At 66.0% G+C, this 23,834-nt stretch carries 25 protein-coding genes; 9 read left to right on the top strand and 16 right to left on the bottom strand.

From position 1 onward, the window contains the following. Positions 1-32: 32 nt before the first annotated feature. Positions 33-1,094 (bottom strand): ATP-binding protein, encoded by a 1,062-nt coding sequence (locus NGM06_RS07305; protein WP_254269642.1) that lies wholly within the window; start codon positions 1,092-1,094, stop codon positions 33-35. A 165-nt stretch (positions 1,095-1,259) separates the two neighbouring features. Here NGM06_RS07305 and NGM06_RS07300 point away from each other — a divergent pair, with 165 nt between their 5' ends. Beyond that, on the top strand, positions 1,260-1,703 hold the full coding sequence (locus NGM06_RS07300; protein WP_368410470.1) for a DUF7382 domain-containing protein: 444 nt from the start codon (positions 1,260-1,262) through the stop codon (positions 1,701-1,703). A gap of 43 nt (positions 1,704-1,746) precedes the next feature. Here NGM06_RS07300 and NGM06_RS07295 read toward each other — a convergent pair whose 3' ends face one another. The 6 genes from NGM06_RS07295 to NGM06_RS07270 form a co-directional block, all read right to left on the bottom strand. Next, positions 1,747-2,511, bottom strand: a complete 765-nt coding sequence (locus tag NGM06_RS07295) for a protein-L-isoaspartate O-methyltransferase family protein (protein WP_254269640.1) — start codon at positions 2,509-2,511, stop codon at positions 1,747-1,749. A gap of 25 nt (positions 2,512-2,536) precedes the next feature. Then, the gene (locus NGM06_RS07290) at positions 2,537-3,496 is read right to left on the bottom strand and encodes a class I SAM-dependent methyltransferase (protein ID WP_254269639.1); all 960 of its coding nucleotides are present in this window, start codon (positions 3,494-3,496) and stop codon (positions 2,537-2,539) included. Between the two features lie 24 nt (positions 3,497-3,520). Continuing rightward, positions 3,521-4,189, bottom strand: coding sequence for a protein-L-isoaspartate(D-aspartate) O-methyltransferase (locus NGM06_RS07285; RefSeq protein ID WP_254269638.1), 669 nt, complete (start codon positions 4,187-4,189; stop codon positions 3,521-3,523). 20 nt (positions 4,190-4,209) lie between these two features. Continuing rightward, positions 4,210-4,863: an HVO_0476 family zinc finger protein gene (locus NGM06_RS07280; protein WP_254269637.1), complete on the bottom strand. Its 654-nt coding sequence runs from the start codon at positions 4,861-4,863 to the stop codon at positions 4,210-4,212. A 171-nt stretch (positions 4,864-5,034) separates the two neighbouring features. After that, positions 5,035-5,439, bottom strand: coding sequence for an Hsp20/alpha crystallin family protein (locus NGM06_RS07275; RefSeq protein ID WP_254269636.1), 405 nt, complete (start codon positions 5,437-5,439; stop codon positions 5,035-5,037). A 216-nt stretch (positions 5,440-5,655) separates the two neighbouring features. Beyond that, positions 5,656-6,669 carry a type II glyceraldehyde-3-phosphate dehydrogenase gene (locus tag NGM06_RS07270; protein ID WP_254269635.1) on the bottom strand — a complete coding sequence of 338 codons (1,014 nt, stop codon included), beginning with the start codon at positions 6,667-6,669 and terminating at the stop codon, positions 5,656-5,658. Between the two features lie 146 nt (positions 6,670-6,815). Between NGM06_RS07270 and NGM06_RS07265 the strand changes: the two genes are divergently transcribed. From NGM06_RS07265 to NGM06_RS07250, 4 genes are all read left to right on the top strand, one after another. Next, positions 6,816-7,487, top strand: coding sequence for an ABC transporter ATP-binding protein (locus NGM06_RS07265; protein ID WP_254269634.1), 672 nt, complete (start codon positions 6,816-6,818; stop codon positions 7,485-7,487). Further along, positions 7,484-8,314: an ABC transporter permease gene (locus NGM06_RS07260; RefSeq protein WP_254269633.1), complete on the top strand. Its 831-nt coding sequence runs from the start codon at positions 7,484-7,486 to the stop codon at positions 8,312-8,314. The genes NGM06_RS07265 and NGM06_RS07260 overlap by 4 nt, the downstream gene beginning before the upstream one ends. Before the next feature lie 148 nt (positions 8,315-8,462). Continuing rightward, positions 8,463-9,407: an aminopeptidase gene (locus NGM06_RS07255; protein ID WP_254269632.1), complete on the top strand. Its 945-nt coding sequence runs from the start codon at positions 8,463-8,465 to the stop codon at positions 9,405-9,407. 18 nt (positions 9,408-9,425) lie between these two features. Continuing rightward, on the top strand, positions 9,426-9,764 hold the full coding sequence (locus tag NGM06_RS07250; protein WP_254269631.1) for a CHY zinc finger protein: 339 nt from the start codon (positions 9,426-9,428) through the stop codon (positions 9,762-9,764). Between the two features lie 295 nt (positions 9,765-10,059). Here NGM06_RS07250 and NGM06_RS07245 read toward each other — a convergent pair whose 3' ends face one another. The 5 genes from NGM06_RS07245 to NGM06_RS07225 all read right to left on the bottom strand — a co-directional run bounded on the left by NGM06_RS07245 (position 10,060) and on the right by NGM06_RS07225 (position 14,541). Beyond that, entirely contained in the window at positions 10,060-10,947 is an 888-nt protein-coding gene (locus NGM06_RS07245) for an ATP-grasp domain-containing protein (protein WP_254269630.1), read from the bottom strand. 551 nt (positions 10,948-11,498) lie between these two features. Continuing rightward, on the bottom strand, positions 11,499-12,029 hold the full coding sequence (locus NGM06_RS07240; protein ID WP_254269629.1) for a 50S ribosomal protein L16: 531 nt from the start codon (positions 12,027-12,029) through the stop codon (positions 11,499-11,501). A gap of 268 nt (positions 12,030-12,297) precedes the next feature. Continuing rightward, positions 12,298-12,948 carry a PepSY domain-containing protein gene (locus NGM06_RS07235; protein WP_254269628.1) on the bottom strand — a complete coding sequence of 217 codons (651 nt, stop codon included), beginning with the start codon at positions 12,946-12,948 and terminating at the stop codon, positions 12,298-12,300. A gap of 93 nt (positions 12,949-13,041) precedes the next feature. Continuing rightward, positions 13,042-13,632: a metal-dependent hydrolase gene (locus NGM06_RS07230; protein ID WP_254269627.1), complete on the bottom strand. Its 591-nt coding sequence runs from the start codon at positions 13,630-13,632 to the stop codon at positions 13,042-13,044. A 24-nt stretch (positions 13,633-13,656) separates the two neighbouring features. Continuing rightward, positions 13,657-14,541 carry a hypothetical protein gene (locus NGM06_RS07225; protein WP_254269626.1) on the bottom strand — a complete coding sequence of 295 codons (885 nt, stop codon included), beginning with the start codon at positions 14,539-14,541 and terminating at the stop codon, positions 13,657-13,659. Positions 14,542-14,646: 105 nt separating this feature from the next. Between NGM06_RS07225 and NGM06_RS07220 the strand changes: the two genes are divergently transcribed. After that, entirely contained in the window at positions 14,647-15,495 is an 849-nt protein-coding gene (locus NGM06_RS07220; RefSeq protein ID WP_254269625.1) for an aldo/keto reductase, read from the top strand. 185 nt (positions 15,496-15,680) lie between these two features. Here the strand turns inward: NGM06_RS07220 and NGM06_RS07215 are convergent, their stop codons facing one another. Beyond that, on the bottom strand, positions 15,681-15,875 hold the full coding sequence (locus NGM06_RS07215; RefSeq protein ID WP_115798789.1) for a cold-shock protein: 195 nt from the start codon (positions 15,873-15,875) through the stop codon (positions 15,681-15,683). Between the two features lie 319 nt (positions 15,876-16,194). Between NGM06_RS07215 and NGM06_RS07210 the strand changes: the two genes are divergently transcribed. The 3 genes from NGM06_RS07210 to NGM06_RS07200 all read left to right on the top strand — a co-directional run bounded on the left by NGM06_RS07210 (position 16,195) and on the right by NGM06_RS07200 (position 20,921). Further along, a complete protein-coding gene (locus NGM06_RS07210; protein WP_254269624.1) occupies positions 16,195-16,680 on the top strand; it encodes an Lrp/AsnC family transcriptional regulator in 486 nt (161 codons plus the stop codon). Positions 16,681-17,041: 361 nt separating this feature from the next. Next, positions 17,042-18,529, top strand: a complete 1,488-nt coding sequence (locus NGM06_RS07205; protein WP_254269623.1) for a proton-conducting transporter transmembrane domain-containing protein — start codon at positions 17,042-17,044, stop codon at positions 18,527-18,529. Continuing rightward, complete coding sequence (locus tag NGM06_RS07200) at positions 18,519-20,921, top strand: DUF2309 domain-containing protein (RefSeq protein ID WP_254269622.1); 2,403 nt, start codon at positions 18,519-18,521, stop codon at positions 20,919-20,921. Before NGM06_RS07205 ends, NGM06_RS07200 begins: the two co-directional genes overlap by 11 nt. A 98-nt stretch (positions 20,922-21,019) precedes the next feature. On the opposite strand, the gene NGM06_RS07195 is transcribed toward NGM06_RS07200, so the two are convergent. The 3 genes from NGM06_RS07195 to NGM06_RS07185 form a co-directional block, all read right to left on the bottom strand. Continuing rightward, positions 21,020-21,688: a hypothetical protein gene (locus NGM06_RS07195; protein WP_254269621.1), complete on the bottom strand. Its 669-nt coding sequence runs from the start codon at positions 21,686-21,688 to the stop codon at positions 21,020-21,022. 96 nt (positions 21,689-21,784) lie between these two features. Further along, a complete protein-coding gene (locus NGM06_RS07190) occupies positions 21,785-22,867 on the bottom strand; it encodes a sugar ABC transporter permease (protein WP_254269620.1) in 1,083 nt (360 codons plus the stop codon). After that, positions 22,864-23,829: a carbohydrate ABC transporter permease gene (locus NGM06_RS07185; protein WP_254269619.1), complete on the bottom strand. Its 966-nt coding sequence runs from the start codon at positions 23,827-23,829 to the stop codon at positions 22,864-22,866. Before NGM06_RS07185 ends, NGM06_RS07190 begins: the two co-directional genes overlap by 4 nt. Positions 23,830-23,834: the final 5 nt, after the last annotated feature.

Here is a 23,834-nt window from a genome sequence, read left to right as displayed (position 1 = left end):
GCCGAGTTGCAAACAGCTTTCGGAGTACGTCGTCAGCGGTCGGTGGCGCTCGGACTCCCGCCGCCGTGTGGCGTCTGGCGCTCCCTGATTCGGACCGCGTGGACGCTCTCGGTCGCGTCGTCGACGAACAGGACCTCGCCCGGAGCGCCGGGCAGGCGGTCCTCGAAGCAGGAGGCGAGATAGGACGGCCGGGCCGCGGCGAGCGCGTCGAGGTCCGCCCGAGAGGTGAGTCGGTGGGCCAACAGGAGGTCGGCCTGCGAAATCGCGACCGGCGGGAGCGCACTGGGTCGCTGGGTCGCCGCGACGAGACTGAGACCGGGTTGCCGTCCCCGGGTGAGGACCGTCCGGAGCGCCGGGGACGCCACTCCGTCGAAGAAGGCGTGGGCCTCGTCTATCAGTAGCCAAGGAAGCCGAGTCGGATTCCCAGTGACGCAGTGGTCGTAGAGGTCGCTAGCGACCGCTCGCACGACCGCGTTCGCCGGTTCGGAGTCGAGTCCGGAGAGGTCCAGCACGGTTCCGGCACTCGTCCCTGCGTCCACTAGCGACGCGAGCAACTCGCTAGCGGTCAGTCCGTCCGCGGCGAACACGCCCCACGAGTCGGCGAGCGAGAGGTGATTGTCGGCCGACCGGCGCGTCGCGCGGTCGGCCTTGGTGTCGGCGTCGGCGACGAATTCGCGCATTCCGGCGAGAGTCGAGCGGGCCGCGGCGGCCTGCCAGACCAACGCGCCCGCCGGAGAGTCCGCCGCGAGTCCGAGCAGGTCGCACCACGCCCGCGGCGCGAGCGCGTCGGCGGCCACGCGGGGGCGCGAGACCACCTCCGCTCCGAGGTCGGCCAGCGACCCGAAGATGCCCATCGGGTCCACGACGACCGGGGCGACCCCCTCGGTACGGGCGAGTTCCTCGGCGAGGACGCCGAGCGTGTAGGACTTACCGTAGCCCCGCTTGCCGACGACGAGTCCGGCGTGTGGGCCGTCGAGGTCGATGCGGACTCGCGCGCCGGAACTTCCGTCGCGGGCGCGGTACGCCCCGAGGTGGCCCGAGACAGCGTCGGGCCGGTCTTCGCCGGGGACGCGGCGACCGAGGACGTGAGGCATAGTCCGGGTTCGTCCCGCTTTCGTACTTGAACCTTCGCGTGGCCGGTCCTCGAAACTGTCAGCGGCGGTTGCGCCCCCGAGGGTTTAAACCAGAGCGGGTGACGAAACCGAGCCATGCCCACCAGACTCGGCTACCTCGGCCGCGCCGACTGTCCGCGTCCAGACCTGCTCGACCGATTCGGCGACGACGAGCGCGCCATCGAGGGCCTGCCCATCCGACTCGTCATCGCGCTCGTAGTCGGCGTCGCCAGCCTCGGCGTGATGATGAACATGCTCTCGGGGCTGAGCGGCCTGACCGTCACGGAACTCGACGCCAAGCCCTCGCCGGACGTGGTCGGTCCCAGCGAAGGGAAAGTAGACGTTGCGGTGGTAGACCCCGACGGCAACCCCGTCAGTAACGCGACAGTCGTCGTCACGGGCGGCACTGCGACCCTCGACGGCGTAGTGACAGAGAACACCGGCGAGGACGGCGAGGTCAGTCTCACGCTGGACCCCGGACTCGCGCCGAACCAGCAGGAGGGCACGCTGGAAGTGAGTATCAAACCGCCCGCCGGGAGCGAGTACGCCGACGAACGCGAGAACACGGCGATACTGGTCATCGAGGGCTGACGGTGGTCGGCGAGGGACGACGTGCCGCGGTACGGCGCGCCGCTCAGTCCGACAGACTTCCGTCGCCGTCCCAGTCTATCCAGTCCTGTTCCCACCCGGTCCGGCGCTCGCGGGCGCGCTCGGCGCGCTCGCGGTCCTCGCGGACGGTCCGGTTGCGCTCGATGGACCCTGCCTCCTCGCCCTCCACGAGGAGCGGCGCGAACGCGACGGTACCGAGCGGGCGGCCCTTCTGGTCGCCCACCTCGCTACCGTCTATGACGGTCAGCGACTGGTCGCCGACGCCGACCGGGATGACCAGTCGCCCGTCCGAAGCGAGTTGTTGGACGAGGGGTCGGGGCGGGTCGGCCGCCGCGGCCTCCACGAGGACGCGGTCGAACGGGGCGTACTCCGGCAGGCCGTCCGCGCCGTCGCGGCAGTCCACGAAGACCCCCTCGTAGCCCGCCGACGCGAGGTTGCTCCGGGCGTCCAACACCAACTTCCGAGTGATGTCCACCGCGTGGACGTTGCGTTCGCCCACGATTTCCGCGAGGACCGCGGCGGTGTAGCCCACGCCAGCGCCGACGACGAGGACCGAGTCGCCGGACTCGGCGTCGAGGGCTTCTAACAGGCGGGCCGCGGTACTCGGTGCGAGAACGCGCGTCCCCAGATGCTCGAAGGAACGGTCGGCGTAGGCCAGTCGGTCGTCCGCGACGAACTCGTGACGGGGAACTGCACGCATCGCGGCGCTGACGCTCTCGCTGGAGACGACCCCTTTCGAGGGGTGTTCGAGGCTATCGACCATGTCGTCGCGCAACACCGCGAGTTTCATACGCCCTCGTGGCGTCGAAACGACTTCAATTGCCCGGCCGCCGTCCGGCGATAACCTGTAGTCGGGTCCCCGGTAGGTCCCGGACTTCGGGGTCGGCGAACCCGGCCTCGCGCAACCACTCGGTGAACTGGGTCTCGGTGTAGGTGTCGCCCCCGTCGGTCTGGGCGAGCATGTGCGCCCCGAAGAGGGCCGCGTCCTCGGCCCGGCCGCGGACCCTGTCCGTCAGCACGACCGCACCGCCGGGTTCGAGCACGTCGAAGGCGTTGGCGAGGAACTGGCGGTTCTCGTCGGGACGCAGACCGTGGGCCACGCGCGAACAGAAGACGAGGTCGAACGGGCCGTCCGGAAGTCGGTCTGTGATGTCGCCTTCGACCAGTTCGATCGGTTCGTGTTCGAGGAATCGGCGGTCGATATCCACGACTTCGGGGCGGTCCACTAGCGTCACGTCGAAGCCGCGTCGAACGAACTCCTTGGCGAAGACGCCCGGTCCACCCCCGGCGTCGAGCACCCGCTCCGCGTCTGGATTCCGGTGGACCGCGGCCGTGACGCTCGCCCGGACCGTCGCGTCGTCCACGCTGGCCATCGCGCCCGCGAAGTTCGCGGTCCAGTCCTCGGACGCCGTTCCGGCGTCCGGCGGGTCGCCGGTCCGCATCGTCTCCGGAAGCCGAATCCATCGGTCCACGCAGTCGAGCGTGTGGGGGACCGAACCGATGGAGCGCACGTCGGCTTTGGCGACGAACCCGAGCGCCCGGTTCGTAATCTCGTACCGGCCCTCGTCGCGCTCGTCTCCCTCGTCGCTCGCCGTCCCTTCGACGACCTCCAGATACCCCAGTTCGACCATCGCGTCGAGGACGATGCGGGCCGCGCGCTCGGTGACACCGGTCTCGGCCGCGACTTCGGCGGGCGTCCCGGCGTCGGTCGTGACCGCGTCGAGGACGCCCGTCTCGCGGGCGCTCCACAGGAGCAAGGCTTCGCGGTAGTCCATATCGGAACGAAGTGCGGCCGGGGCTTAGTCCTCCTGCATCGGGACGAACCGCACCCGGCCGTGGGTCTCGCGGGCGAGCGACCCGTCCGGCCGCCTGCGGGCGAAGACGAGTCGCTGGGTCGTCGTCCCGAGGGGTGCGAGCAGTCGGCCTTCCGGCCGGACCTGCTCGACAACCGCCCCCGGGAAGTCGGACGGTGCGGCGGTCAGATACGCGGCGTCGTAGGGCGCGTGGTCGGGCCACCCCTCGCGGCCGTCGCCCGGGCGGACGGAGACGTCGCCGTAGCCGAGTCGGTCGAGTCGCTGTCGCGCATCGCGGGCCAACGACTCGTGATACTCGACGCTGTAGACGTTCTCCGGACCGACGGCCTCGGCCGTGACCGCGGCGTGGTAGCCGCATCCGGTACCTATTTCGAGGACCCTCTCGCCCGAGTCGAGGTCGAGCAGGTCGAGCATCACCGCCACCATGTGGGGCGCGCTGATGGTCTGGTCGTTCCCGATAGGAAGCGGTCGGTCCTCGTAGGCGCGGTCCCGGCGGTTTGGCGGGACGAACTCGTGGCGCGGGACCGCACGCAGCGCGGCGAGCGTCGATTCGTCGAGGTCCTCGCGACCGGCGAGTCGTTCGATCATCCGCTCGCAGGCGCGCTCGTAGTCGCTGGCGTCTCGTTCGCGGTCGTCGTCCCCTCCCCCGAACATGCTATCTCACCGGTCGGATGTCACCACGCCGACCACGCCGACGACGTCCGGTCGTCGCCGTAGAGTCGCTTGATGTCCTTTGCGATGGCGACGTCGCCCTCCTCGCCGAGGGGGTTGAAGTGGTAGCCCGTGGCGTCGTCTCGCAGCGCGATGGACTTGACTTCGAACTCCTCGTCGGCGAACTCCTCGACTTCGCCGACCTCGAACTCGCGGTCACCGGGAACGTCCATCTTGACGCTCCGGGACTCGTCGCGTCTGCCGTCGTTCGGATTGATGGTGACGTTGACCCGGACGTTGTCCACGGCGCGGGTCCAGAACGTCTCGACGTCCTCCACTGTCGCCTCGTCGGTGCGCTTCTCGTCTTCCAACTGGAGGTCGGTGATTCGCACGACCATGATGGCCTCGGGCGTTTCGAGGACGAACTCTTCGCCGACTGCGACCGTCTCCTCGGGCGGGGCCTCCGCCGTGGCGGTGAACGACTCGCCGTCTTGGGACACCACGACGTCGCGCTCGACGTCCTCCTCGGTCTCTATCGTCGTCTTGTGGACGTGACTGCACTCCGTACAGCGCACGGTGGACTGCCCGTTCCCTTCCTTCAGCACTTCGTGGACCGTCTCCACGTCGGGCGAACACGAGGGACAGGTCACCGCGACGCGCTCCGCAGTTTCGCTCATATATCGTCGCCTACGTCGTCCGCGCGTAAAAGCGCGTGGAGTTTCCTGTTCGCGGTTCCGACGGAGGAACCCACGTCTGGAGACGGAGATAGGACAGGACACAAAGAGAGAAGATACGGCGACCGAAACGCTAAGACCGAACCCCTGAAGCGCGTCTTCCGGAGGCGAACGTTACTGAACGTCGATGTCCGCGGAGTCCTCGGACTTGTCGAACGTGACTTCGAGGACGCCGTTGTTGTACGTGGCCGTCGCGGAGTGTTCGTCTACTTGCGCGGGCAGGCGGACTCGCTCGTCGTACTCGCGGTGGTCGCTGGCCGCGCTGATGGTCAGGGTCTCGCCGTCGCACTTGAGGTCGATGTCGGCCTTCTCGACGCCCGGGAGGTCGGCGATGACTCGCACGACATCGTCGGCCTCGTGGATATCGACGTGCGTCTCGGTACCGAACCCGGTCTGTCCGCCGCCGTTCTCGCCGCGCTCGACGCGCATGTCGAAGTCGTCGCCCATCATCTCGTTCATCATGCGCTCGATCTCCCGAAAGAGGTCGTCGAAGGGGTCGTCGCGGTCGTCTCTTCGCATGCACGACGGTAGGATGCAAGCGGGCAAAAGCCTTTGGCACCCGGGTCTCGTTGCCGGACCTCGGATACGCCATCTGCTCGGCGCAAAAATATAAATGTCATTAGGTTAAATTACATAACAGATATGAGCCCGATAACCTACTAAACGGAGTCCGTCCGACGAATCGTCCCCGCTAAGTAACCCGCAGTATTTCGACCGCCGTGCGAGACGACGCGCTCAGATACCCATTCCGAGCGCTTCGTTCGTCGTCTCGATGCTCTCCTCGGCGTCCGCGGCGTTCGTGACCGCGCGAATCGCGTCCACGTTCTCGGGCACCACGTCGCTCTCCTGATGGATGGCCTGGAAGAGGTAGAGGTCGTCTCCTTCCATCGTAATCGACTCGCCCCAGACGCAGTTCTCCCAGATGTCGCCGCGCGGACGACCCACGTCTTGGGCGTACTCCTTGAGTTTGCCCGCGCCGTCGATGTCGAAGTGCTCGGGAATGACGAACAGTCGGGATTCGCCTTCGAGCAGGTCGCGCACCTCGTCGGCGTCGGGGTCGGATTCGAGCGTGACGTTGACGCTGTGCATGTGCATCAGCGTCGCGGGCACCTTCAGGCCGAGCGTGTCGATGTCGAGGTCCGGGAAGATGGTGTTCACGTCCGGGCCGTGGTGGGACGGGAGCGTGACCGGGTTCGGCACGATGTCGTTGATGGGACCGCGCCCGGTCTGGGCGGGGTCGCCGCCGCGCCGCACCAGCGTCGTGCGGACCTTCTCGATACCGTACTCCTCGCGGAGCGGTGCGACGAGACGCGAGAGGCCCGTCGTGTTGCACGAGACGACGCGCACGTGGTCGGCACCGTTGGCGTCCGAGAAGTTCGACCGGGCGTTGAAACTGGTGTCCACGAAGTCGGCGGACTCGCCGCCCTGATACAGCGCGGGCGTGTCGTACTCCGCGTACATCTCGGCGTTCTGCTCGCCGATTCCGGAGGGGCAGGCGTCCACCACCACGTCGCTCTCTTCGACCAACTCCTCGACCATCCCGGCGAGTTCGACCCCCGCTTCGTCGAACTGGTCCACCCGGTCCTCGACGGCCGCGTAGAGGGGAAAGCCCTTCTCGATGGCCTGTTCGGCCTCGAAGTTGGGTCGCGTCTTGGCGACGCCGACGACTTCCATGTCCGGTTGGGCGCGGACCGCGTCCGCGACTCGCTTGCCGATGGTCCCGTATCCGTTGACTCCGACCCGTAGCATGTACGTGGGTTTCCGACGCCGACGCGCATAATGGTTTCGAGCCTCCTGCGTGGGAATTAACTCCGTTCCGAGTAATCCTCTGTCAGTGGGCCGCCCCAGTGTCGGAAGGACGGGGATACAAACGATCTCGGTGACAATCTACACCCATGACCGCTGCAATCGAAACCGAGGACCTCACGCGCGAGGTCGGGGGCGACCGACTCGTCGATTCGGTCTCGCTGGCGGTAGACGAGGGAGACGTTCTCGGGATACTCGGTCCCTCTGGGGCCGGGAAGTCGTCGTTCCTCCGTCTGCTCAACCGACTGGACGAACCGACCGGGGGCACGGTCTACCTCGACGGGACCGACTATCGGGACGTTCCGCCGCAGGAACTTCGCCATCGCGTCGGCTACGTCCCCCAACGGCCCGCGCTCCGTAGCGGGACCGTCCGCGAGAACGTCACCGTCGGTCCGCGGTTGCGGGGGGAGTCCGTGGACGACGGGCGGGTCGATGACCTCCTCGACCAAGTAGACCTCTCGGGATACGGACCGCGGAAGGTGGACGACCTCTCCGGCGGCGAAGCGCAGCGAGTCGCCATCGCCCGGACCGTCCTGAATCGGCCGGAGGTGCTGTTGCTCGACGAACCGACGTCGAGTCTGGACGCGGCCTCCGAGACGCGGGTCGAGGAGTTGCTCGCCGACCTCCGGGACGAGTTCGGGTTGACGTACGTGCTGGTGACCCACGACCGCGAGCAGGCGAGGCGACTCGCCGACCGGGTCGCCGTCTTCGAGGACGGGCGCGTGACCGCGGAGGGTCCGGTCCGCGAGGTCGTCGCGTGAGCCTCCTCGAACAGCTCCGGGACCCGGTCGTCCTGCGGGGACTCGCGCAGGTCGGGGTCGCGTCCGCACTCGCCGCGCTCGTCCTCGGCATCTCGTACCTCCGGAACCTCGACCTCGAATCCGAACTGGGCCGGGCGTTCGTCAGGGGGTTCGTGCAGGTCGTCGCGATGGGCGCGTTCATCGGCGTCCTGTTCACCGTGCCGTTCGTCTGGAGCGGCGGCGTCGTCCTCGCCATGATAGTGATAGCGGCGTGGATATCGAAGGACCGGGGCGAGGGCGTGCCGGGAGTGTTCCGAGTCTCGCTCGTCAGTATCCTCTTCGGCGCGGGCGTCGTCATCACGACGATGCTCGCGGCGGGCGCGATAGAGGCGACGGTACGGAACCTCATCCCGGTCGGCGGGATGATAATCGCCAACGCGATGCAGACCAACTCGCTGGCCCTCGACCGGTTCAAAGGCGAAATCCAGTCGAATCGCGAGGAGATCGAGGCGGTCCTCTCGCTCGGCGTCCCGCCGGGGACGGTCGTCTCCGACTACGCGACGACGAGCGTCCGGGCCTCGCTCATCCCCATGGTGGACTCGCTGAAGAGTCTCGGACTCGTCTACATCCCGGGAATGATGTCCGGTATGATTCTCGCGGGCGCGAACCCCATCTACGCCGCCGAGTACCAGTTCGTGATAATGGCGATGCTGTTCGCGGCGGGCGGACTGACGAGCATGACGAGTACGTTGCTCGTCAGCGAGTACGCCTTCACCGAGGCCGAACAGTTGAAGCCGTTCGAGGCGGCGGACGCTGGCGAGGACGAGACGGGTGCGTCCGGCGGGTAAGTCGCGTCCGACCGTGGGAGACGAGTTGCGGCGGACCTTCGTTCGCTTCGCTCGCGAAGACGCCGAAAGATAAACCGCATCTTTCGAGCCTTCGCTCACTTCGTTCGCGAAGACAAGACCTAACCTCTCGCCGACCGACCTCCCGACCATGAGCCTCCGAGACGCGGCCGAGACCGCCATCACGCAGTGTCTCGCCCTCGAAGAGACCGAGTCGTGTTGCATCGTCACCGACGACAAGCGCGAGCCAATCGGTGAGGCGCTCTACGACGTCGCCAGCGAGGTCACCGACGACGCGACCATCGTCCGGTTCCCGCCGGGCGCGTCCCACGGCGCGGAACCGCCCGCGCCGGTCTCGGCCGCGATGGCCGCCAGCGACGTGTTCCTCGCCCCGACGACCAAGAGCCTGAGCCACACCCGCGCTCGCGGGAAAGCCAACGAGGCGGGCGCTCGCGGCGCGACCCTGCCCGGCATCACCGAGGAGGTGTTCACCACCGGACTGCAGGCCGATTACGAGACCATCGCGCGACACTGCGAGGACGTGCTGGAACAGGTCGCCGACGCCGACGAGATTCGGGTCACGTCGCCCCAAGGGACCGACATCACCTTCGAACCGGGCGACAGGGAGTGGCTGGACGACACCGGCATCGTCCACGAGGCGGGCGGATTCTCGAACCTCCCAGCGGGCGAGGTGTTCGTCAGCCCCGAGACGGCCGACGGCACCTACGTCGTGGACGGGACGATGATGCCCCACGGCCTACTGGAGGAAGGCCAGACCCTCGAATTCGACGTGGAGGACGGGCAAGTCACCCGCATCTCCGACGACGAGATTCGCGGGAGCGTCGAGGACGCCGCGGAGGAAGTCGGCGACGCGGCCTACAACCTCGCGGAACTCGGCATCGGCACCAACGTCGCCGTCACGGAACTGGTCGGGTCCGTCCTGCTGGACGAGAAGGCGGGCGGGACGGTCCACATCGCCATCGGCGACGACGCGGGCATCGGCGGCGACACCGAGGCCCCAATCCACTTCGACGGCATCCTTCGCGAACCGACGGTGTACGCCGACGGTGAGGAAATCGACCTGCCGCAACCCTGAACGGTGGACGACCGAGCGATGGAACGCGAAATTCACGGGCACCGAGTCCGCGGCGTCGAAGTCGGCCCGGAGACGCGGTGCGCCCACTACGATACCGACCGCGACGTTGTGGCTCTGCGGTTCGCCTGTTGCGAGGCGTACTACCCCTGCTTCAGGTGTCACGACGCCAGTGCGGACCACGAGGCCGAGCGCCTGTCCGTGGAGAGCGAAGCGGCGGCGGTGCTGTGCGGCGTCTGCGGCGCGGAGTTGACGCCCCGCGAGTTCGTCGATGGGGAGCACCGATGTCCGGACTGCGGGGCCGAGTTCAATCCGGGGTGTGCGGACCACTACGAGCGATACTTCGCGTTCGAGGGGTAGTCACGGAGTGTTCTTTCGGGAGAAGAAATCCCAGTGCGTTCGAGAGAAGTCGAGTCGAAGCTAGCTACTGCTGGAGCCACTGAGTCTACCGCACAGCACCGGGACCGCAGACCTCACGCCTCCCCAACCTCTTCCTTCGCTCGTACCCGAAGGGTACTCGCTCAGTCGTCCCTCGCGCGGACGGGCGCGGCACGGAGGCCGCTCCCGCACGCGCCGGAGTGACGTGTCCCAGTATTGCGTTCGGAAACGTATAGAAAATTTTAGGGATTGGTTGTGTATCTAATTCGGCTGAAAATCAGTCTCCGTCTCGCGCCGCCGTCCGCCGAATCAGGTCGGCGAGTCGGTCGTAGAACCCGGCGTCGTACTTCGTCTCGGCGTCGATGGTCGGCCGGGCGTTGGTCTCGTTGACCACCGCGCGGTCGTCCGCGACCAGAATATCGACGCCGAGGTAGTCGATGTCGAGCGCCTCGGCCGTGCGCTCGGCGAGAGTGCGGAGGTTCGCTGGCAGGTCCACGCCGGTCGCCACCGCGCCGCGGTGGACGTTGTGCTTCCAGCGGTCGGGTCGCGCCCCGTCGGTCGCCGAATCGGGCAGGCGGCGCTCGACGCCGCCGACGCACTCGCCGTCTACGACCATCGCGCGGTAGTCCGTCGCCTCGGGGACGTACTCCTGAACGAGGAACGACTTGTCGCCGGTGGCGCGGTAGTCGTGGACGAGGTCGAGGTAGTCGGTCACGCCGAGGTAGGAGTCGGCGTCGCCGACCTTCGCCACGCCGACGCCCCGCGTCGTGGAGTTAGGCTTGACCACGACCGGCGGGTCGAATCGGTCGAAGGCCGCGAGCAGGTCCGACTCGTCGGCGGGGTTCGAGACGAGGACGGTCTCCGGAACGGGAACCCCCGCCCGTTCGAGCGCCGCGATTACACCGGCCTTGTTCCGCGACGTGAGGACCGCCTCGCGGTCGTTGACCCACGGCACGTCGAGGAGCGCATCCACGACGCCGCCCTCCATCGCCCGCGAGGGGTAGACGAACCCCGCGTCGAACTCGTCGCTACGCCACGGCGGGTCCGACAGCGATATCGCCCGGTTCTCCGCGGGGACGTGGTGGACCGCGACGTCGCGTTCGGCCAATGGGCCGCGCATGCGCTCGAACGTCTCCTCTCGGTAGGCGACCGCGAGGTCCAGCATACGCTACCGGAGGGAGCGCGCGGGTAAAAAGGTGGATGGAGTGAGCGAAGCGCGTCCGGTCGGACTGACGGCGGGGACCGATTCCGCGTGGGCGACCTGTCGTGGTCTCGCGGCCGTCCGACGATAGCCGCGGATTACGGGGAGTGTAACGACGGTGGTAACGGCGGTAAACAGGTCCGTTTCGAGACCGTGAGTACAGCGTCGGTCGACGGGTAGTGCGGTTCGAACAGTGGGCAGGTCACCTCCTACGGAGCGTAGCGTCGGGATACTTCGGTAAAGGATTTTCTTAGAACAGAACAGTATTAGCGGTACCTCCTACCAGTGTATCAACTGTAAAAGGCTGTCAGTTCTCACTCGTCGAGTAATTCGAATCGGAAGTTCAGGAACTCGTATTCGAGTTGTCTCGACAGTAGCGGCCGATTGCCAGCGCGACGTACTCCGCGCAGTATCAGTCCCGCGTCAGAGCGGAGGTCCGGCGAAGTACGCACGGGACGACGACCGAGCCGTCGGCTCACGGGCGGAGAACGCAGGAAAAGGCGACGAGAAACCGCTTACGCAACGAGGAGCTTCTCGCCCTTCTCGACCTTGATGCGGCACGGCGGCGAAATCTTGTTGTAGGCGCGGCGGAGCGCGTCCTTCACGACGGGCGCGTCCTCGGGCTGGCACCACGCGGTGAAGATGCGGTCGTTGCGCGGGATGCGGGCGGCCGTCCCGACGACCTTCCCGAACGCCTGACGCATTCCGTCGGAGACACGGTCCGCACCCGCACCGGTCGCCTGCTTGTTCTCCCGGATGACGTGGTGGGGGAACTTGCGGAGGATCATCTTGTAGTTCTCCGGGCCGAGTTCCTTGATGAGGTGGCGGTTGGCCGAGAGGCGCGACGCCTCCAGCGAACCGTGACGGAGCTGGCACTCCTCCTCGGTGACGAGGCTGATCTGGACGGGGTAGTCGTCCTGTTCACTCTCGAGGTTGCCCATCTCGTGCTGTGCGATTTTGGAACCGGGGATGCCGGTGATGTACTCGCGTCGGGTGTACGGCGGCTTGCTGATCTCCCGGTACATCGAGGCGGGTTTGTCCGACATGGTTATTACTGGATTCTGAGGGTCACGCGGCGGATAAACCCTTCGATGCGCGGTCGGGCGTTTCAGCGTCGCTCGGGGTCAAAACGTGCGGGAACGTCCCATATCGGTACCGGTTGCGGTCCGAACGCGCTGTGCCGTGTCCTACGCGGTCCCAAAATATTATTCGGCGACATCGAGGCGGTCGGGACCGGACCCGCTATCGTGAAGGACGGAGTTCGGCGAATCTGCGTGTCGAAGACCGGCGTCTACGTGGAACTGTAACCGATTGTCAGCCTTCACCGGGGTCGAGGACACCTTCACCGTCTTTCATCGCGGCGACGATGACGGTACGTCGTCCATCGTCCGCTCTCGTGAACTCGACTTCGTAGACGAGTCCGTCGTTTCGCTGGTCGAGGTTGACCGCCGTGACAGTTCCGTTGGCGTCCGTCTCGTTCCGTGCGAGCGCGACCGCCTCGGTCGCGTCGTGCATCGCGCTCAGGTTGAGCGGCTGATTGGGTACGTCGGTCTCATCGAAGATGTTCTCGAGGAACCCCTCGTTCTGTTCCTCGCTGCTCACGACCGACCCGTTCGTGCCGTTGACGGCGATTTGGACGTGAGTCCCGTCGGGAAACAGCACGTTGACGGTGTACGCCAACTCGGGGTCCGTATCGGAGGCGAGGAGGCCACCCGCCTGAACGCGCTCTCCGCCGACCACGGTTCCGTTCCGGTCGGCGGTCTCGTTTGCCGCCACTTCCATCGCCTCGGGGAGCGAGATGGTGTCGTTCTGCGCGTCGCCCTCGTCCTGTACGCTGACCGGACTACCGCCGGTGGCTGTCAGTGCGGTGCTGGCCGTCGCAGCACTGGTGAAGGCCGTCACCCCGAACACGCCGAAGAACAGCATTACTGCCGATACGACCGCGAGCAATTCGTGTCTGTTCATGGTATTACATCAGCTTTTCAACTACTGTGAGAACAATCAAAGTCATTGCGGCCGAGCGTGGCGACCGCTCGTAGTCAGTCCGACCGAGGAAACTCACTCGACCGGGACGTACGCCGCGAGTCCGGGCGGGAGCCGGTCGGCGAGCGATTCGCCGACCTCGACCAGTCGCTTCCGGAAGACGGCGTAGACCGTCGAAACGCCGAGAAACGCGAGGACGACCAGTTGCAGTCGCCCGGCGTAGAGCACGCCGGGCACCGCGAACACCGCGGCCAGCAGCAGGTCCTCGGGCGCGCCGTCGTAGCGAACCCAGCGCCGCGGCGCGACCCACCGTCCGCGGCGGTGGTCGTACACCGCCCGGTCGGAGGTGCCGAGCCACGGCCGGAGTTCGAGACCGCCGCCGAGGGCGTCGCTGGCGGAGTGAACCGCCGCGGACGCGAGAAAGACCGCCGCGGCGACGGTGGCCTCCGTCGGAGCTACGGCCGCGAGCGCGAGCGCCGGAAGCGCCAGCAGCGAGTAGTAGACCGGGAAGTGGAGGTCCTTCCGGTGGTCGCCCGCGAGGTCGAGGTCGGGAAAGAGACCGCCGACCGCGCCCGCCGCTATCGCGGCGGTGGCGTACTCGGGCGCGACGAACAGCGCCACCGCTCCGAGCGCCATCCCGAACAGGGCGTGCGTAGTCGCCATCATGGTGAGTCCCGGTAGGGGCCGCGTCTATTCAAACCTGTTGTTACTCGAAGGACGGAATACGACGAGGGTGAGCGCCGCCAGCAGACCGCCCTCGACGAACCCCGCGCCGTGGGCGAACACGTTGGTGAACGTCCCGTGGGCCACCGGGTCTGCCGGGAAGAGACCGAAGACCAACCAGACCAGCAGCGCGAGCACGAGACCGACGTACAACAGGTCCACACCGACCTGCCGGTAGTGGTCGTCGCCGTACGTCCGGCCGCGGGTCCGGGAAGCGATACCCGAGACGGCGAGTGCGAGACCGACCGTGACGGCCGCGCCTTCGAGGACGGTGACGCGCCCGGCGTAAATCCAGAGCAGTTCCCCGAGCAGGAGCAGGACCGCGAACTGGCCGACGAAGAAGACGGTCTCGCGCGAGTAGGTCCGGCGGAGGTGGACTGCGACCGCGACCAGCAGAAAGCCCCCGAACCCGGCCACAACGCCCGAGAACCCGCGGGAGACGGGCGAGGCGGCGGGGAACCGCGTTTCGAGGAGGACGTAGCTCGTGAGGTTGACAGCGACGGGGAGGACCACGAGGAACGCCGGGAAGGTCCGGCGGAACCACGCCCGGCGGTCGGCGTGGAGGCAGACGAGGTACGTGACCAGCGACAGCGAGACGTACCCGCCGACGTTGCTCAACAGGTGGCCGGTTCCGGCGTGGACGTAGGCCGCGGTGAACAGGGTGACGGGGTCGAACGCGGCGTGGTCGAACGCGAGGCGGTCGTGGACCGCGACCGGGAGCAACAACTGGACCGCGAGGAGCGCGACCCCGACCGCTGCGATGGCCGCGAGGTCGGCCGCGATGGACGACCGGGGGTAGCCGAATGCCTCGGAGTCGGCCGACAGGTCGAACCCCGCGGAAGCGTCGCTCATTCGAAGTCGAGTTCGTGCGCGACCACCAAAAGCGTCGCCCCGGTCGCTCCCTGCAAGACCGAGGGCTACCAGAACGACTAATGAAATCACGGCCGCACGGACGGTATGGTCGAAGTCAGCGAGAACCAGAGCGACACGTTCGACATCGGCGGCGAACTGACGGTCCACAGACTCGCGTACGGCGCGATGCGGTTGACCGGCGATGACATCATCGGCAGGCCCGACGACGAGGACGAGGCCCGGGAGGTCCTCCGGCGCGCCGTGGAGATGAACGTGGACTTCGTGGACACCGCCGACTCCTACGGCCCGGGAGTCAGCGAGCGCATCATCCGCGACGCCATCGACCCCGACGACGCGGTGGTGGGGACCAAGGCCGGACTCCTCAGGAACCGGTCGGGCGACTGGATTCCCCACGGCGGTCCCGACTACTTCCGAAATCAGGTTCTCACCAGCATCGACCGACTCGGCGTCGATAGCATCGACCTCTACCAGTTGCACACCCCCGACGTGGACGCCTCCTTCGAGGAGGCCGTCCAGACGTTCGCCGAACTGAAGGACGACGGACTGGTGGACCACGTCGGCCTGAGCAACGTCAGCGTCGAGCAGTTGGACGAGGCCCGCGACGTGGTGGACGTGGCGACGGTCCAGAACGAGTACAACGTCGGTAACCGCGACCACGAGGACGTGCTGGAGGCCTGCGAGGACGCCGGAATCGGCTTCATCTCGTACTTCCCCATCGGCGGCGGCGAACTGGGCGAGAAGCGGTCGGTGCTGGAAGACGTGGCCGAGAACCACGACGCCACCCCGCGACAGGTCGCGCTGGCGTGGCTGCTCCAGCACTCGCCGGTCACCATCCCGATTCCGGGCACCTCCAGCGTGGACCACCTCGAACAGAACGTCGCGGCGTCCGGTCTCGACCTCTCCGACGAGGAGATGAAGCGACTCGACGAGTAGGCGAATCGGAGTCCGCCGTCAGTCTGTGCTCGTCGCCCGATTACTTTTCGTTGCTTGCGGGGGTCGGCCCAGACGCCTCTATCAGAACGTCCTCAGCACACGACCAGTATCCGTCCCGACGACGGCGAACGCCGTCGCTCGGCGCGAAAATAAACGAAGTAAGTTAGTTTATCTGAAAGTCCGAATCAGAGTCGCTGGACGTTAGTCGCTCGCGGACCCTTGTCAGCCTGCTCGATGTCGAACTCGATTTCCTGTCCCTCTTCGAGGTCCGGGCCGCCAACGTCCTCCATGTGGAAGAAAACGTCCTCGTCCGCGTCCTCAGTTTCGATAAAGCCGTAACCGCCTGTGTCGTTGAAGAAGTCGACCGTTCCTTTCGCCATTGCAACCTGAGAGAGTACCGGCTTACGGATAAGGCTTCCGAGATAGATGGTGTCACGGACCCCCTTCGGAATCGCGTCCGCCTCACGGAGGAACGCGACTTGGCGGTGGACGTCGAGCTCGACCAACTGGTTGGCGACCGTCTCCGTGCCGGTGTGGGCGAGTAGTCGAAATCAGACCGCTCGGTGCATCAGTGACCTACGCCGATGGGTCTTTGACCGTGGCCGCAATTGGTGTTCGCGTACCGAATCTCCCACAGGCGCACGGAGAGTGACCGACCAACATCAAAAGGTAAAGTGTCTCTGTTTCGGATACACTGGTATGACTGACGAGGAAATCGACGACGTCGACGAAGCGATCCTGTATGCACTTCAGGAAGACGCTCGTAACATGTCGTCCGGAGATATCGCGGAGCGGACCGACACCTCGGACAGTACCGTCCGCAAGCGCATCCAGCAACTCGAATCCGACGGCATAATCAAAGGGTACAGCGCCAACGTCGATTATCAGAAATCGGGGTATCCGCTCCGAATGTTGCTGTACTGCACCGCTTCGATACCCGAGCGTGGTGACCGCATTCCCGATATCCTCGAAATCGACGGCGTCGTCTCAGTGCAGGAGTTGGTCACCGGTGAACAGAACCTCCTCGTCACCGTCGTCGGCGAGTCTGACAGCGACATCACACCCGTCGCACAGAAACTCCTCGATATGGGGCTCACCGTGGCCGACGAAGTTCTCGTTCGGAGCCACGAGACGACGCCCTTCGGCAAGTTCGATTCCGAAACCCACGCACAGAACGATTCCTAGACGAGGACGCGTTTGACGTCCCGTTTCGGTCGCGCGACGAATACCTGTACCGAGTCGGCCCCGTTTTCCGACGAGCGCTATCCGGTCGTCTCGATGATGCGACAGGCCCGGCCACGGTCCGGCCTCGTCGCCCCGGAGACACGTCGGTACGGGTCGAAGTCTCTCCACCTGACTCCGCTACTTGGCACCTACTCGCACATCCAGATAAACATAATGTTCTATCATTCCCAAATTGCGAACAGAGTGTGAATATAGACAGACTTAACAGACAGTCTGTTCAAAAGGAGAGGTAGAAACGACCAGAAGCGTACCCCATGAGACCGGGGCGGGTGCCACAACGAGTCGTAGGATGGGCAGAACGATGTCAGGACACAGTTCGAAACCGACGGTCGGAGCGCTCCCGGACACGACGGTCGAATCACCGTTCGTGCCCGTTGCACTAACGTGGCTCGTGTGGTCGCTGTTCGCCGCGAGTATCGCCGTCCTAATCGCCAGATTCCGGTTCGGTGGTGCGTGGGAAATCCCGGGCCTGCTCGCCGTCGACGGCCTGACCGTTCTCATGTGGGTGGTGGTCACGTTCTTCAGCGGTGTCGTTCACAGCTACTCGCGCCGCTACATGGCCGGGAGTACCCACGAAACGAGATTCTTCGCCGCTACGTTCGGTTTCACTGTGACCGTGATGGCACTCGTCGCGGCCGACCACGTCGCACTGTTCGGAATCCTGTGGGTGACGATGGGACTGCTGATGGCGGAACTCATCGGTACTGTCAGCGGATGGGAGCAGGCGCAGGCGGCTGCTGCGGTCGCCCGCAAGTACTTCCTCTGTAGCAGTGCCATCCTCGGCGTCGCGCTGACGGCGTTGTGGTGGACGACCGGCGCGACGACGATCTCCGGAATCGGCGCGACCGCCAACGCGCTCGGTGGACCGGTGTGGCTGATCGCCGCCAGCGCGCTCGTACTCGCGGCGATGATCCAGTCCGCTTTGATCCCCTTCCATACGTGGCTCCTCTCCTCGATGACCGCACCCACACCGGCGTCGGCGCTGATGCATGCCGGGTTCGTCAACGCGGGCGGCATCCTGCTGACACGCTTCGCACCGGTCATCACGGTCGACCCCGCGCTCATGCTCGCAGTGGTCGCCGTCGGCGCGGCCAGTGCCATCGGCGGGAAGCTCCTGAAGTCGGTCCAGCCGGACGTCAAGGGAAAGCTCGCCTGTTCCACGGTCGGTCAGATGGGCTTCATGATCATGCAAGCCGGTCTCGGTTTCTTCGGGGCCGCGGTCACTCACCTCGTCCTGCACGGCTTCTACAAGGCCTACCAGTTCCTCAGTTCGGGCGAACAAGTCGAACACATCGGTCCGAGCGAGACCACTAAACACACGGTAGGCCGCGTGACGAGCGCCGTCGGTGTCGTCGTGGCACTACTAACCGGACTCGCTGGCGGAGTGGTGTTCGCGGTAATGACGGGGAAGGGGGCGAAGGTCGACAGCGGTCTCCTGTTGAACTTCTTCGTGGTCGTCACCACGCTCCACGCGGCCCGGAGCGCAATCCAGTACACCTCACTTCCGACGCTGGCCCGCTACGGGGCCGTTCCGTTGGTGTTCTTCCCGGCCATCGTCGTCTACGCAGTGGTCTACGAAGCCGTCTCGGGACTGCTGACTGTCGGCACGGCAACGACCGAGCTAACTCTGCTCCACGGCATCATCGCCGTCGGCTTCGTCGCCATCTACGTCGGCATCGAGACCGGCATCCACGAACGCAGCCAGCGCCTCTACGTGGCACTGCTGAACGCCACCCAACCGTCGTCGAACACCCTATTGACTTCCACGGAGGACTACAATGAGCGTTGAATCCGCCATCCGCGACAGCATCGACGAGGCCGCGACCACTGTCGGACCCCTCTGGCCAATCCACTCGTTCGTGACGGCCAACCCCCTCTCGGGGTTCGAAGACCGGCCGTTCGGAGAGGCCGTCGAGCAGGCGGCTACTCTGTTGGGCGGCCGTGGCTACCCCAGTGCCGAGACGTTCGGAACGGCGTTGGAACGCGGCCAGATAGACCCGGAGATCCTCGAAAGAGAACTCGCCGAGGCAGGCTACGAGGAAGACCCCGAGACGCTACTCGACCGCATAGCCGACACGGCCGACACCGAGGACGGTGACACGGACACCGCCACAGACCACGTCGACCAAGTGCTGACGAAGTGGCTGTCGGCCTTCCTCGACGAGGAGAGCGCCCACTGGTCGATGCCGAACCGCGAGAAGGGGTTCTACTCCGCCTTCCGGGGGGTGGCGGAACACGACGGCCAAATCCCCGACGAAGGACTCGTTGCTGACCTACCTGAAGCACCGATCGACACCATCGAGGCGGTCCTGAAGTCGCACCCGGAGAGCCAGTGGGTGTCCATCTTCGAGGAGCAACTGGCCGCGCTCCCGGGCTGGACCGGGTTCATCAAGCGACGCGCCGAGGACGAGGGCGTGTGGCAGTCGACGTATCCCATCTCGCTGGAAGAGTATCTCGCGGTGCGTCTGGCACTGCTAGATGCTGTCGGCGCTGACATCGAGCCTTCGAACGATATCAACGCGAACCCGGCCGACGAACTCGCGGAGGCGTTCCTTCGCGCGTGGGAAGCGACCTACCGCGACGACCTCGTCGAGGCCGTCGCAACCGAGAGTCAGTCGATGGACGACGGCGATACGTCGGGCCGCCCGGACGCCCAGTTGGTCTTCTGTATCGACACCCGCTCGGAGGTCATCCGTCGTCACATCGAGGCGACGGGCGACTACGAGACCCACGGATACGCTGGCTTCTTCGGCATCCCGATGGAGTATCAGGGATACGACGCCGACGTTGCGGTCGACGCCTGCCCCCCGATTCTCGACCCACAGCATCACATCGCCGACGTTCCGACTGACGACGATACGCGGGCACGCCACGACCGCTTGTCCGGCATTCGCGCGGCCGCCGACGAAGTCGTCGAGACGCTGGAGGCCAACGCCGCCACCGCCTACGCCTACGTCGAGACCGCCGGGAGCGGCTACGGTCTCTCGCTCGCGGCTCGCACGCTCGTCCCCGGACGCGTCCGCGACCTGTTCGACGCCGCCGCCGAGCGGGTTCCCGACGACCACGAGTTCTGTGAGCCGTCGGTCACCCACCGAGACACCTACTCCGGCGACCTACCGGTGGGGCTGACCCACGACGAGAAAGTCGAGTACGCCGCGACTGCCTTCGAGTTGATGGGATGGGACGAGTTCGGTCGCTTGGTCGTCTTCGCGGGCCACGCCAGCGAGACCGCAAACAACCCGTACGATTCGAGTTTGGACTGTGGTGCCTGTGCTGGCAACCCCGGTGGTCCGAGTGCCCGCGTCCTTGCGACGATCTGTAACGACGAAGCTGTCAAGGCTGAACTCCGCGACCGCGGGTTCGACATCCCCGAGGATACGGTTTTCCTCGGTGGCCAGCACAACACCACGACCGACGAAGTGGAACTGTTCGCGGACGACGTGCCCGAGAGCCACGCGGACGACCTCGACCGGTTGCGCACGGACCTCGCGAAGGCTCGAGAGAACGCGACTGCCGAGCGCGCCGAGTCGATGGGGACCGACGGCTCGGTAGGCCTCAGCGAGACGGAACGCCGCGCCGCCGACTGGGCCGAAACGCGTCCCGAGTGGGGGCTGGCGGGTAACGCTGGCTTCGTCGTCGGTCCCCGCGAACTGACGAGCGATTTCGACCTCGACGGCCGCGTGTTCCTCCACTCCTACGACTGGTCGACTGACCCCGACGGCGACGCACTCGAAGCGATCCTCACCGGTCCGATGGTCGTCACCCAGTGGATCAACAACCAGTACTACTTTTCGGCGGTCGACAACGCCGTCTACGGTAGCGGGTCGAAGGTGACCCAGAACCCAGTCGGTAACGTCGGCGTCTATCAGGGCAACGGCGGTGATCTGATGACGGGGCTTCCGCTCCAGTCGCTGATGGCCGCAGACGACGAACCGTACCACCAGCCGCTTCGCCTCTCGACGGTCGTCCACGCGCCGGTCGAACGCGTCGCCAGCGTCCTGACCGACCACGAAGAGTTGACCGAACTGCTGGACAACGACTGGCTATCACTGACAGTCGTCGACCCCACTCAGGACCACCGCGCCTTCCACTACGAGGAGGACTTGGAGTGGACGCCAGTGTCCGAACAGACCGAAGCACACTCGGAGATGCCGACCGCTCTCGCTGTCACAGACGATTAGCCGACGGCGACGCGGCAGACGCTCTGCTGTCCGGAGTGCGGCAGTCGCCTGAAGACGGTGTTCGTCGGCGACGAGTGAAACCGAGTTCGGGGGAGCGACTACTCCGCGTGGGGGACGACCTCGTCGAGGAGGTACTGGAGGAAGTCGGCGGTCTCGAACTCGCTCGGCCGGTACACCTCGACGTACCCGCTCTCGGCCGCCGTCATCTTGAGCGACCGGTCGCCGTACGAGCAGTCGAGACCGAGTTGGTTGAACTCAGCGCCGTCGAGCAGTCCGGCGGTCCGGTCGTCGGCGAGCAGGTCGGTCCCGTGGAGGACCCCGTTCTCGCAGTTCCCGTCGGTGTCGTAGAACCCGGCCCGCCACGGTTCGGCGTCGGTCTGGCCGTCGAGGAACGCCGACAGGTCGAGGGTCGCCCGCTCGATGTCGGCCTTCGTGTCGTGGCTCACGAGGTCGAACGCGAAGGTGCCCTCGCCGCTCCCGGCGACGACGAACTCGCCCGGGACGCCGACCAGTTCCGTCGTGCGGACTTCGGTCCCGGGCGTCTCCTCGATTCGGACCTCGCCGAAGCCGAGTTCGGCGGTAGTCCTGTCCACGACGCGCTCGACCGCCGCGCGACCCTCGAACGCGACCTCGCCGGACGGGAGCGAGAAGACCCGCCGGACGTCCAGCACGCGCTCCAGTTCCCTGTCGCCTCTCTCGACCGTGTCGGAGAACGAGTCCACGACCTCGAAATCGTCGTGAACGATGCCGAGTACGCCTGCTTTCATGTGCGAGCGGTTCACAGGGCCGGTAGTTAGTTCGTTCGGCTTCGGAGAAGTAGGGAACAATGAGAGATTCAGCGAGAGGAGTCGGACCGAGGACGGCTACCCTTCCATCCCGCTGAACGAGAGACCGCCCTCGATGTAGCGCTGGGCGAACAGGTAGACCAGCATGATGGGCGAGGCGAACGTCAGCGCGAACGCCGAGAAGCGCGCCCACGGCACCGAGTACTCCGAGACCAGCGAGAACAGGCCGACCGGAAGGGTGTAGTTCTCGGTCCCGAGCAGGGTCTGGGCCACGACGAACTCGGTCCATCCCGTGAGGAAGGTGAAGATGAACACGGTCGCCAGTCCCGCCTTCGACAGCGGGAGGATGACCTCGACGACCACTCGCCACGCGGGCGCGCCGTCCACGACCGCGGCCTCCTCGTAGGAGACGGGGATGCCGTCCATGTAGGTCTTCAGCAGCCACGTGTTGAACGGGACGGCCGTCGCCGCGTAGTAGACCGACAGCGCGAGTTTGCTGTCGTTGAGTCCGACCTGCACGAATACGGTGTACAGACCGATGAGCAGCGCGATGCCCAGACCGCCGCCGACCTGCGTGAGCAGGACGTAGCCGAACAGAATCTTCCGGCGGCCCACGAACTTCCGGCGCGAGAGCGCGTACGCGCCGGGGACGACCAGACACATCGAGAGGATGACGGTCGGAATAGCCACCGTGAGGCTGTTCCAGAAGAACATCTTGAAGCCCGAGGGGTTGTCCACGCCGTACGCCGACGCGTCGAGGAACGTTATCTGGGGCGTGTCGAACACCAGCGCCGACTCGGTGAACGGGATGGCCAACCCGATGCGATAGCTCGGCACGATGAGGTCGCCCAGCACCCAGACGAACGGTTGTATCGAGGGTTGCTCGGGGAACAGTCGCAGGCCGTCCACCGAGTGAATCGACCCGCCGGACCCCGACAGCGCCGAGATGAGTATCCAGTAGATGGGGAACAGGAGCGCGAGGACGACGACCAGCGCGCCCACCGTCAGGCCCAGACTCTTCAGCGGTCGGACGGGCGAGATGTCGCCCGCTAGCACGCCCTCGGCGGTGTAGCGGGCCTCGCGGTACGTGTCGACGGGCGTCGTCGCCAGTCCGACCGCGTCGTCCTTGACGTTCCGGACGACGGAGCGAAGCAGACTCACGCGTCGTTCACCCCGTCGGCGAGTTTGCCGCGCTTGACGTTCAGCCACATGAACACGCCGATGAACGCGACGGCGACGAGGCTAATCGCGGCACCCTGTCCGTACTGGAAGTAGGTGAACGCCTCGCGGTAGCCGTAGACGACCATGAGTTCGTTCGCGCGCGCCGGGCCGCCCTGATTGAACACGTACGGGATGAGGAACTGCTGGAACGAGGCGGCGGCCGTGAGGATGGACGCGAACAGCACCGGGCGCTTGATGGACGGCAGCGTGACGTGGAGGAACCGGGCGAGGTAGCCCGCGCCGTCCACCTTCGCGGCCTCGTGCAGTTCCTCCGAGACGTCCTGCAGCGCGCTCACGGTGATGATGACCATGAACGGGTACGCCAGCCACGCCTCCGTGACGTTGTACGCGAGGAACGCCATCCAGCGGTCGCTCAGCCACGACACCGACGAGAACCCCAGCGCGCCGAGGAGTTGGTTCGCCAGTCCGAACTCCGCCGAACTGAAGATGCCCCGCCACACCGTGATGGTGAAGATGGCGGGCAGACCCATCGGGATGATGATGAGCGAGCGCATCAGGCGCTTGCCACGGACCCGGTCGCCGGTGACGATGAGCGCGACGCCGATGCTCAGGGTTATCTTCAGCGTGACGCTCGTGGCGACGAACAGCCACGTGACGCCGAACGAGTTCCAGAAGTTCGGGTCGGTCAGCACCGCGACGTAGTTGCGGACGCCGACGAACGCCGCCTCCCCGAAGGTCAGCACCGACAGCGCGCCGTCGCCCGCGAACAGGTTCGACGGTTCGGCGTTCGTGAACGAGATACCCAACAGGTAGAGGATGGGGAACAGCATGAACGCCGAGAAGACGAACAGTCCCGGGAGGACGAGCAACAGCGACGCGTCTTCTCGTTCGAGGAACGGCACGTCCTCGACGCGCCGGGCGACGCGAGAGGCAGTACTCATGAGTT

Source organism: Halorussus aquaticus (assembly GCF_024218795.1).
Classification (GTDB): domain Archaea; phylum Halobacteriota; class Halobacteria; order Halobacteriales; family Haladaptataceae; genus Halorussus; species Halorussus aquaticus.
This window is presented reverse-complemented; position numbering and strand designations above follow the sequence as displayed.

Coding starts and splice junctions, on each gene's coding strand:
- NGM06_RS07290 (WP_254269639.1), bottom strand. CDS start 3,496: ATGGACTACCGCGAAGCCTTGCTCCTGTGGAGCGCCCGCGAGACGGGC.
- NGM06_RS07240 (WP_254269629.1), bottom strand. CDS start 12,029: ATGTCGGACAAACCCGCCTCGATGTACCGGGAGATCAGCAAGCCGCCG.
- NGM06_RS07195 (WP_254269621.1), bottom strand. CDS start 21,688: ATGAAAGCAGGCGTACTCGGCATCGTTCACGACGATTTCGAGGTCGTG.
- NGM06_RS07295 (WP_254269640.1), bottom strand. CDS start 2,511: ATGAAACTCGCGGTGTTGCGCGACGACATGGTCGATAGCCTCGAACAC.
- NGM06_RS07200 (WP_254269622.1), top strand. CDS start 18,519: ATGAGCGTTGAATCCGCCATCCGCGACAGCATCGACGAGGCCGCGACC.
- NGM06_RS07185 (WP_254269619.1), bottom strand. CDS start 23,829: ATGAGTACTGCCTCTCGCGTCGCCCGGCGCGTCGAGGACGTGCCGTTC.
- NGM06_RS07235 (WP_254269628.1), bottom strand. CDS start 12,948: ATGAACAGACACGAATTGCTCGCGGTCGTATCGGCAGTAATGCTGTTC.
- NGM06_RS07270 (WP_254269635.1), bottom strand. CDS start 6,669: ATGCTACGGGTCGGAGTCAACGGATACGGGACCATCGGCAAGCGAGTC.
- NGM06_RS07220 (WP_254269625.1), top strand. CDS start 14,647: ATGGTCGAAGTCAGCGAGAACCAGAGCGACACGTTCGACATCGGCGGC.
- NGM06_RS07275 (WP_254269636.1), bottom strand. CDS start 5,439: ATGCGAAGAGACGACCGCGACGACCCCTTCGACGACCTCTTTCGGGAG.
- NGM06_RS07265 (WP_254269634.1), top strand. CDS start 6,816: ATGACCGCTGCAATCGAAACCGAGGACCTCACGCGCGAGGTCGGGGGC.
- NGM06_RS07255 (WP_254269632.1), top strand. CDS start 8,463: ATGAGCCTCCGAGACGCGGCCGAGACCGCCATCACGCAGTGTCTCGCC.
- NGM06_RS07245 (WP_254269630.1), bottom strand. CDS start 10,947: ATGCTGGACCTCGCGGTCGCCTACCGAGAGGAGACGTTCGAGCGCATG.
- NGM06_RS07250 (WP_254269631.1), top strand. CDS start 9,426: ATGGAACGCGAAATTCACGGGCACCGAGTCCGCGGCGTCGAAGTCGGC.
- NGM06_RS07210 (WP_254269624.1), top strand. CDS start 16,195: ATGACTGACGAGGAAATCGACGACGTCGACGAAGCGATCCTGTATGCA.
- NGM06_RS07280 (WP_254269637.1), bottom strand. CDS start 4,863: ATGAGCGAAACTGCGGAGCGCGTCGCGGTGACCTGTCCCTCGTGTTCG.
- NGM06_RS07225 (WP_254269626.1), bottom strand. CDS start 14,541: ATGAGCGACGCTTCCGCGGGGTTCGACCTGTCGGCCGACTCCGAGGCA.
- NGM06_RS07305 (WP_254269642.1), bottom strand. CDS start 1,094: ATGCCTCACGTCCTCGGTCGCCGCGTCCCCGGCGAAGACCGGCCCGAC.
- NGM06_RS07215 (WP_115798789.1), bottom strand. CDS start 15,875: ATGGCGAAAGGAACGGTCGACTTCTTCAACGACACAGGCGGTTACGGC.
- NGM06_RS07205 (WP_254269623.1), top strand. CDS start 17,042: ATGTCAGGACACAGTTCGAAACCGACGGTCGGAGCGCTCCCGGACACG.
- NGM06_RS07285 (WP_254269638.1), bottom strand. CDS start 4,189: ATGTTCGGGGGAGGGGACGACGACCGCGAACGAGACGCCAGCGACTAC.
- NGM06_RS07230 (WP_254269627.1), bottom strand. CDS start 13,632: ATGATGGCGACTACGCACGCCCTGTTCGGGATGGCGCTCGGAGCGGTG.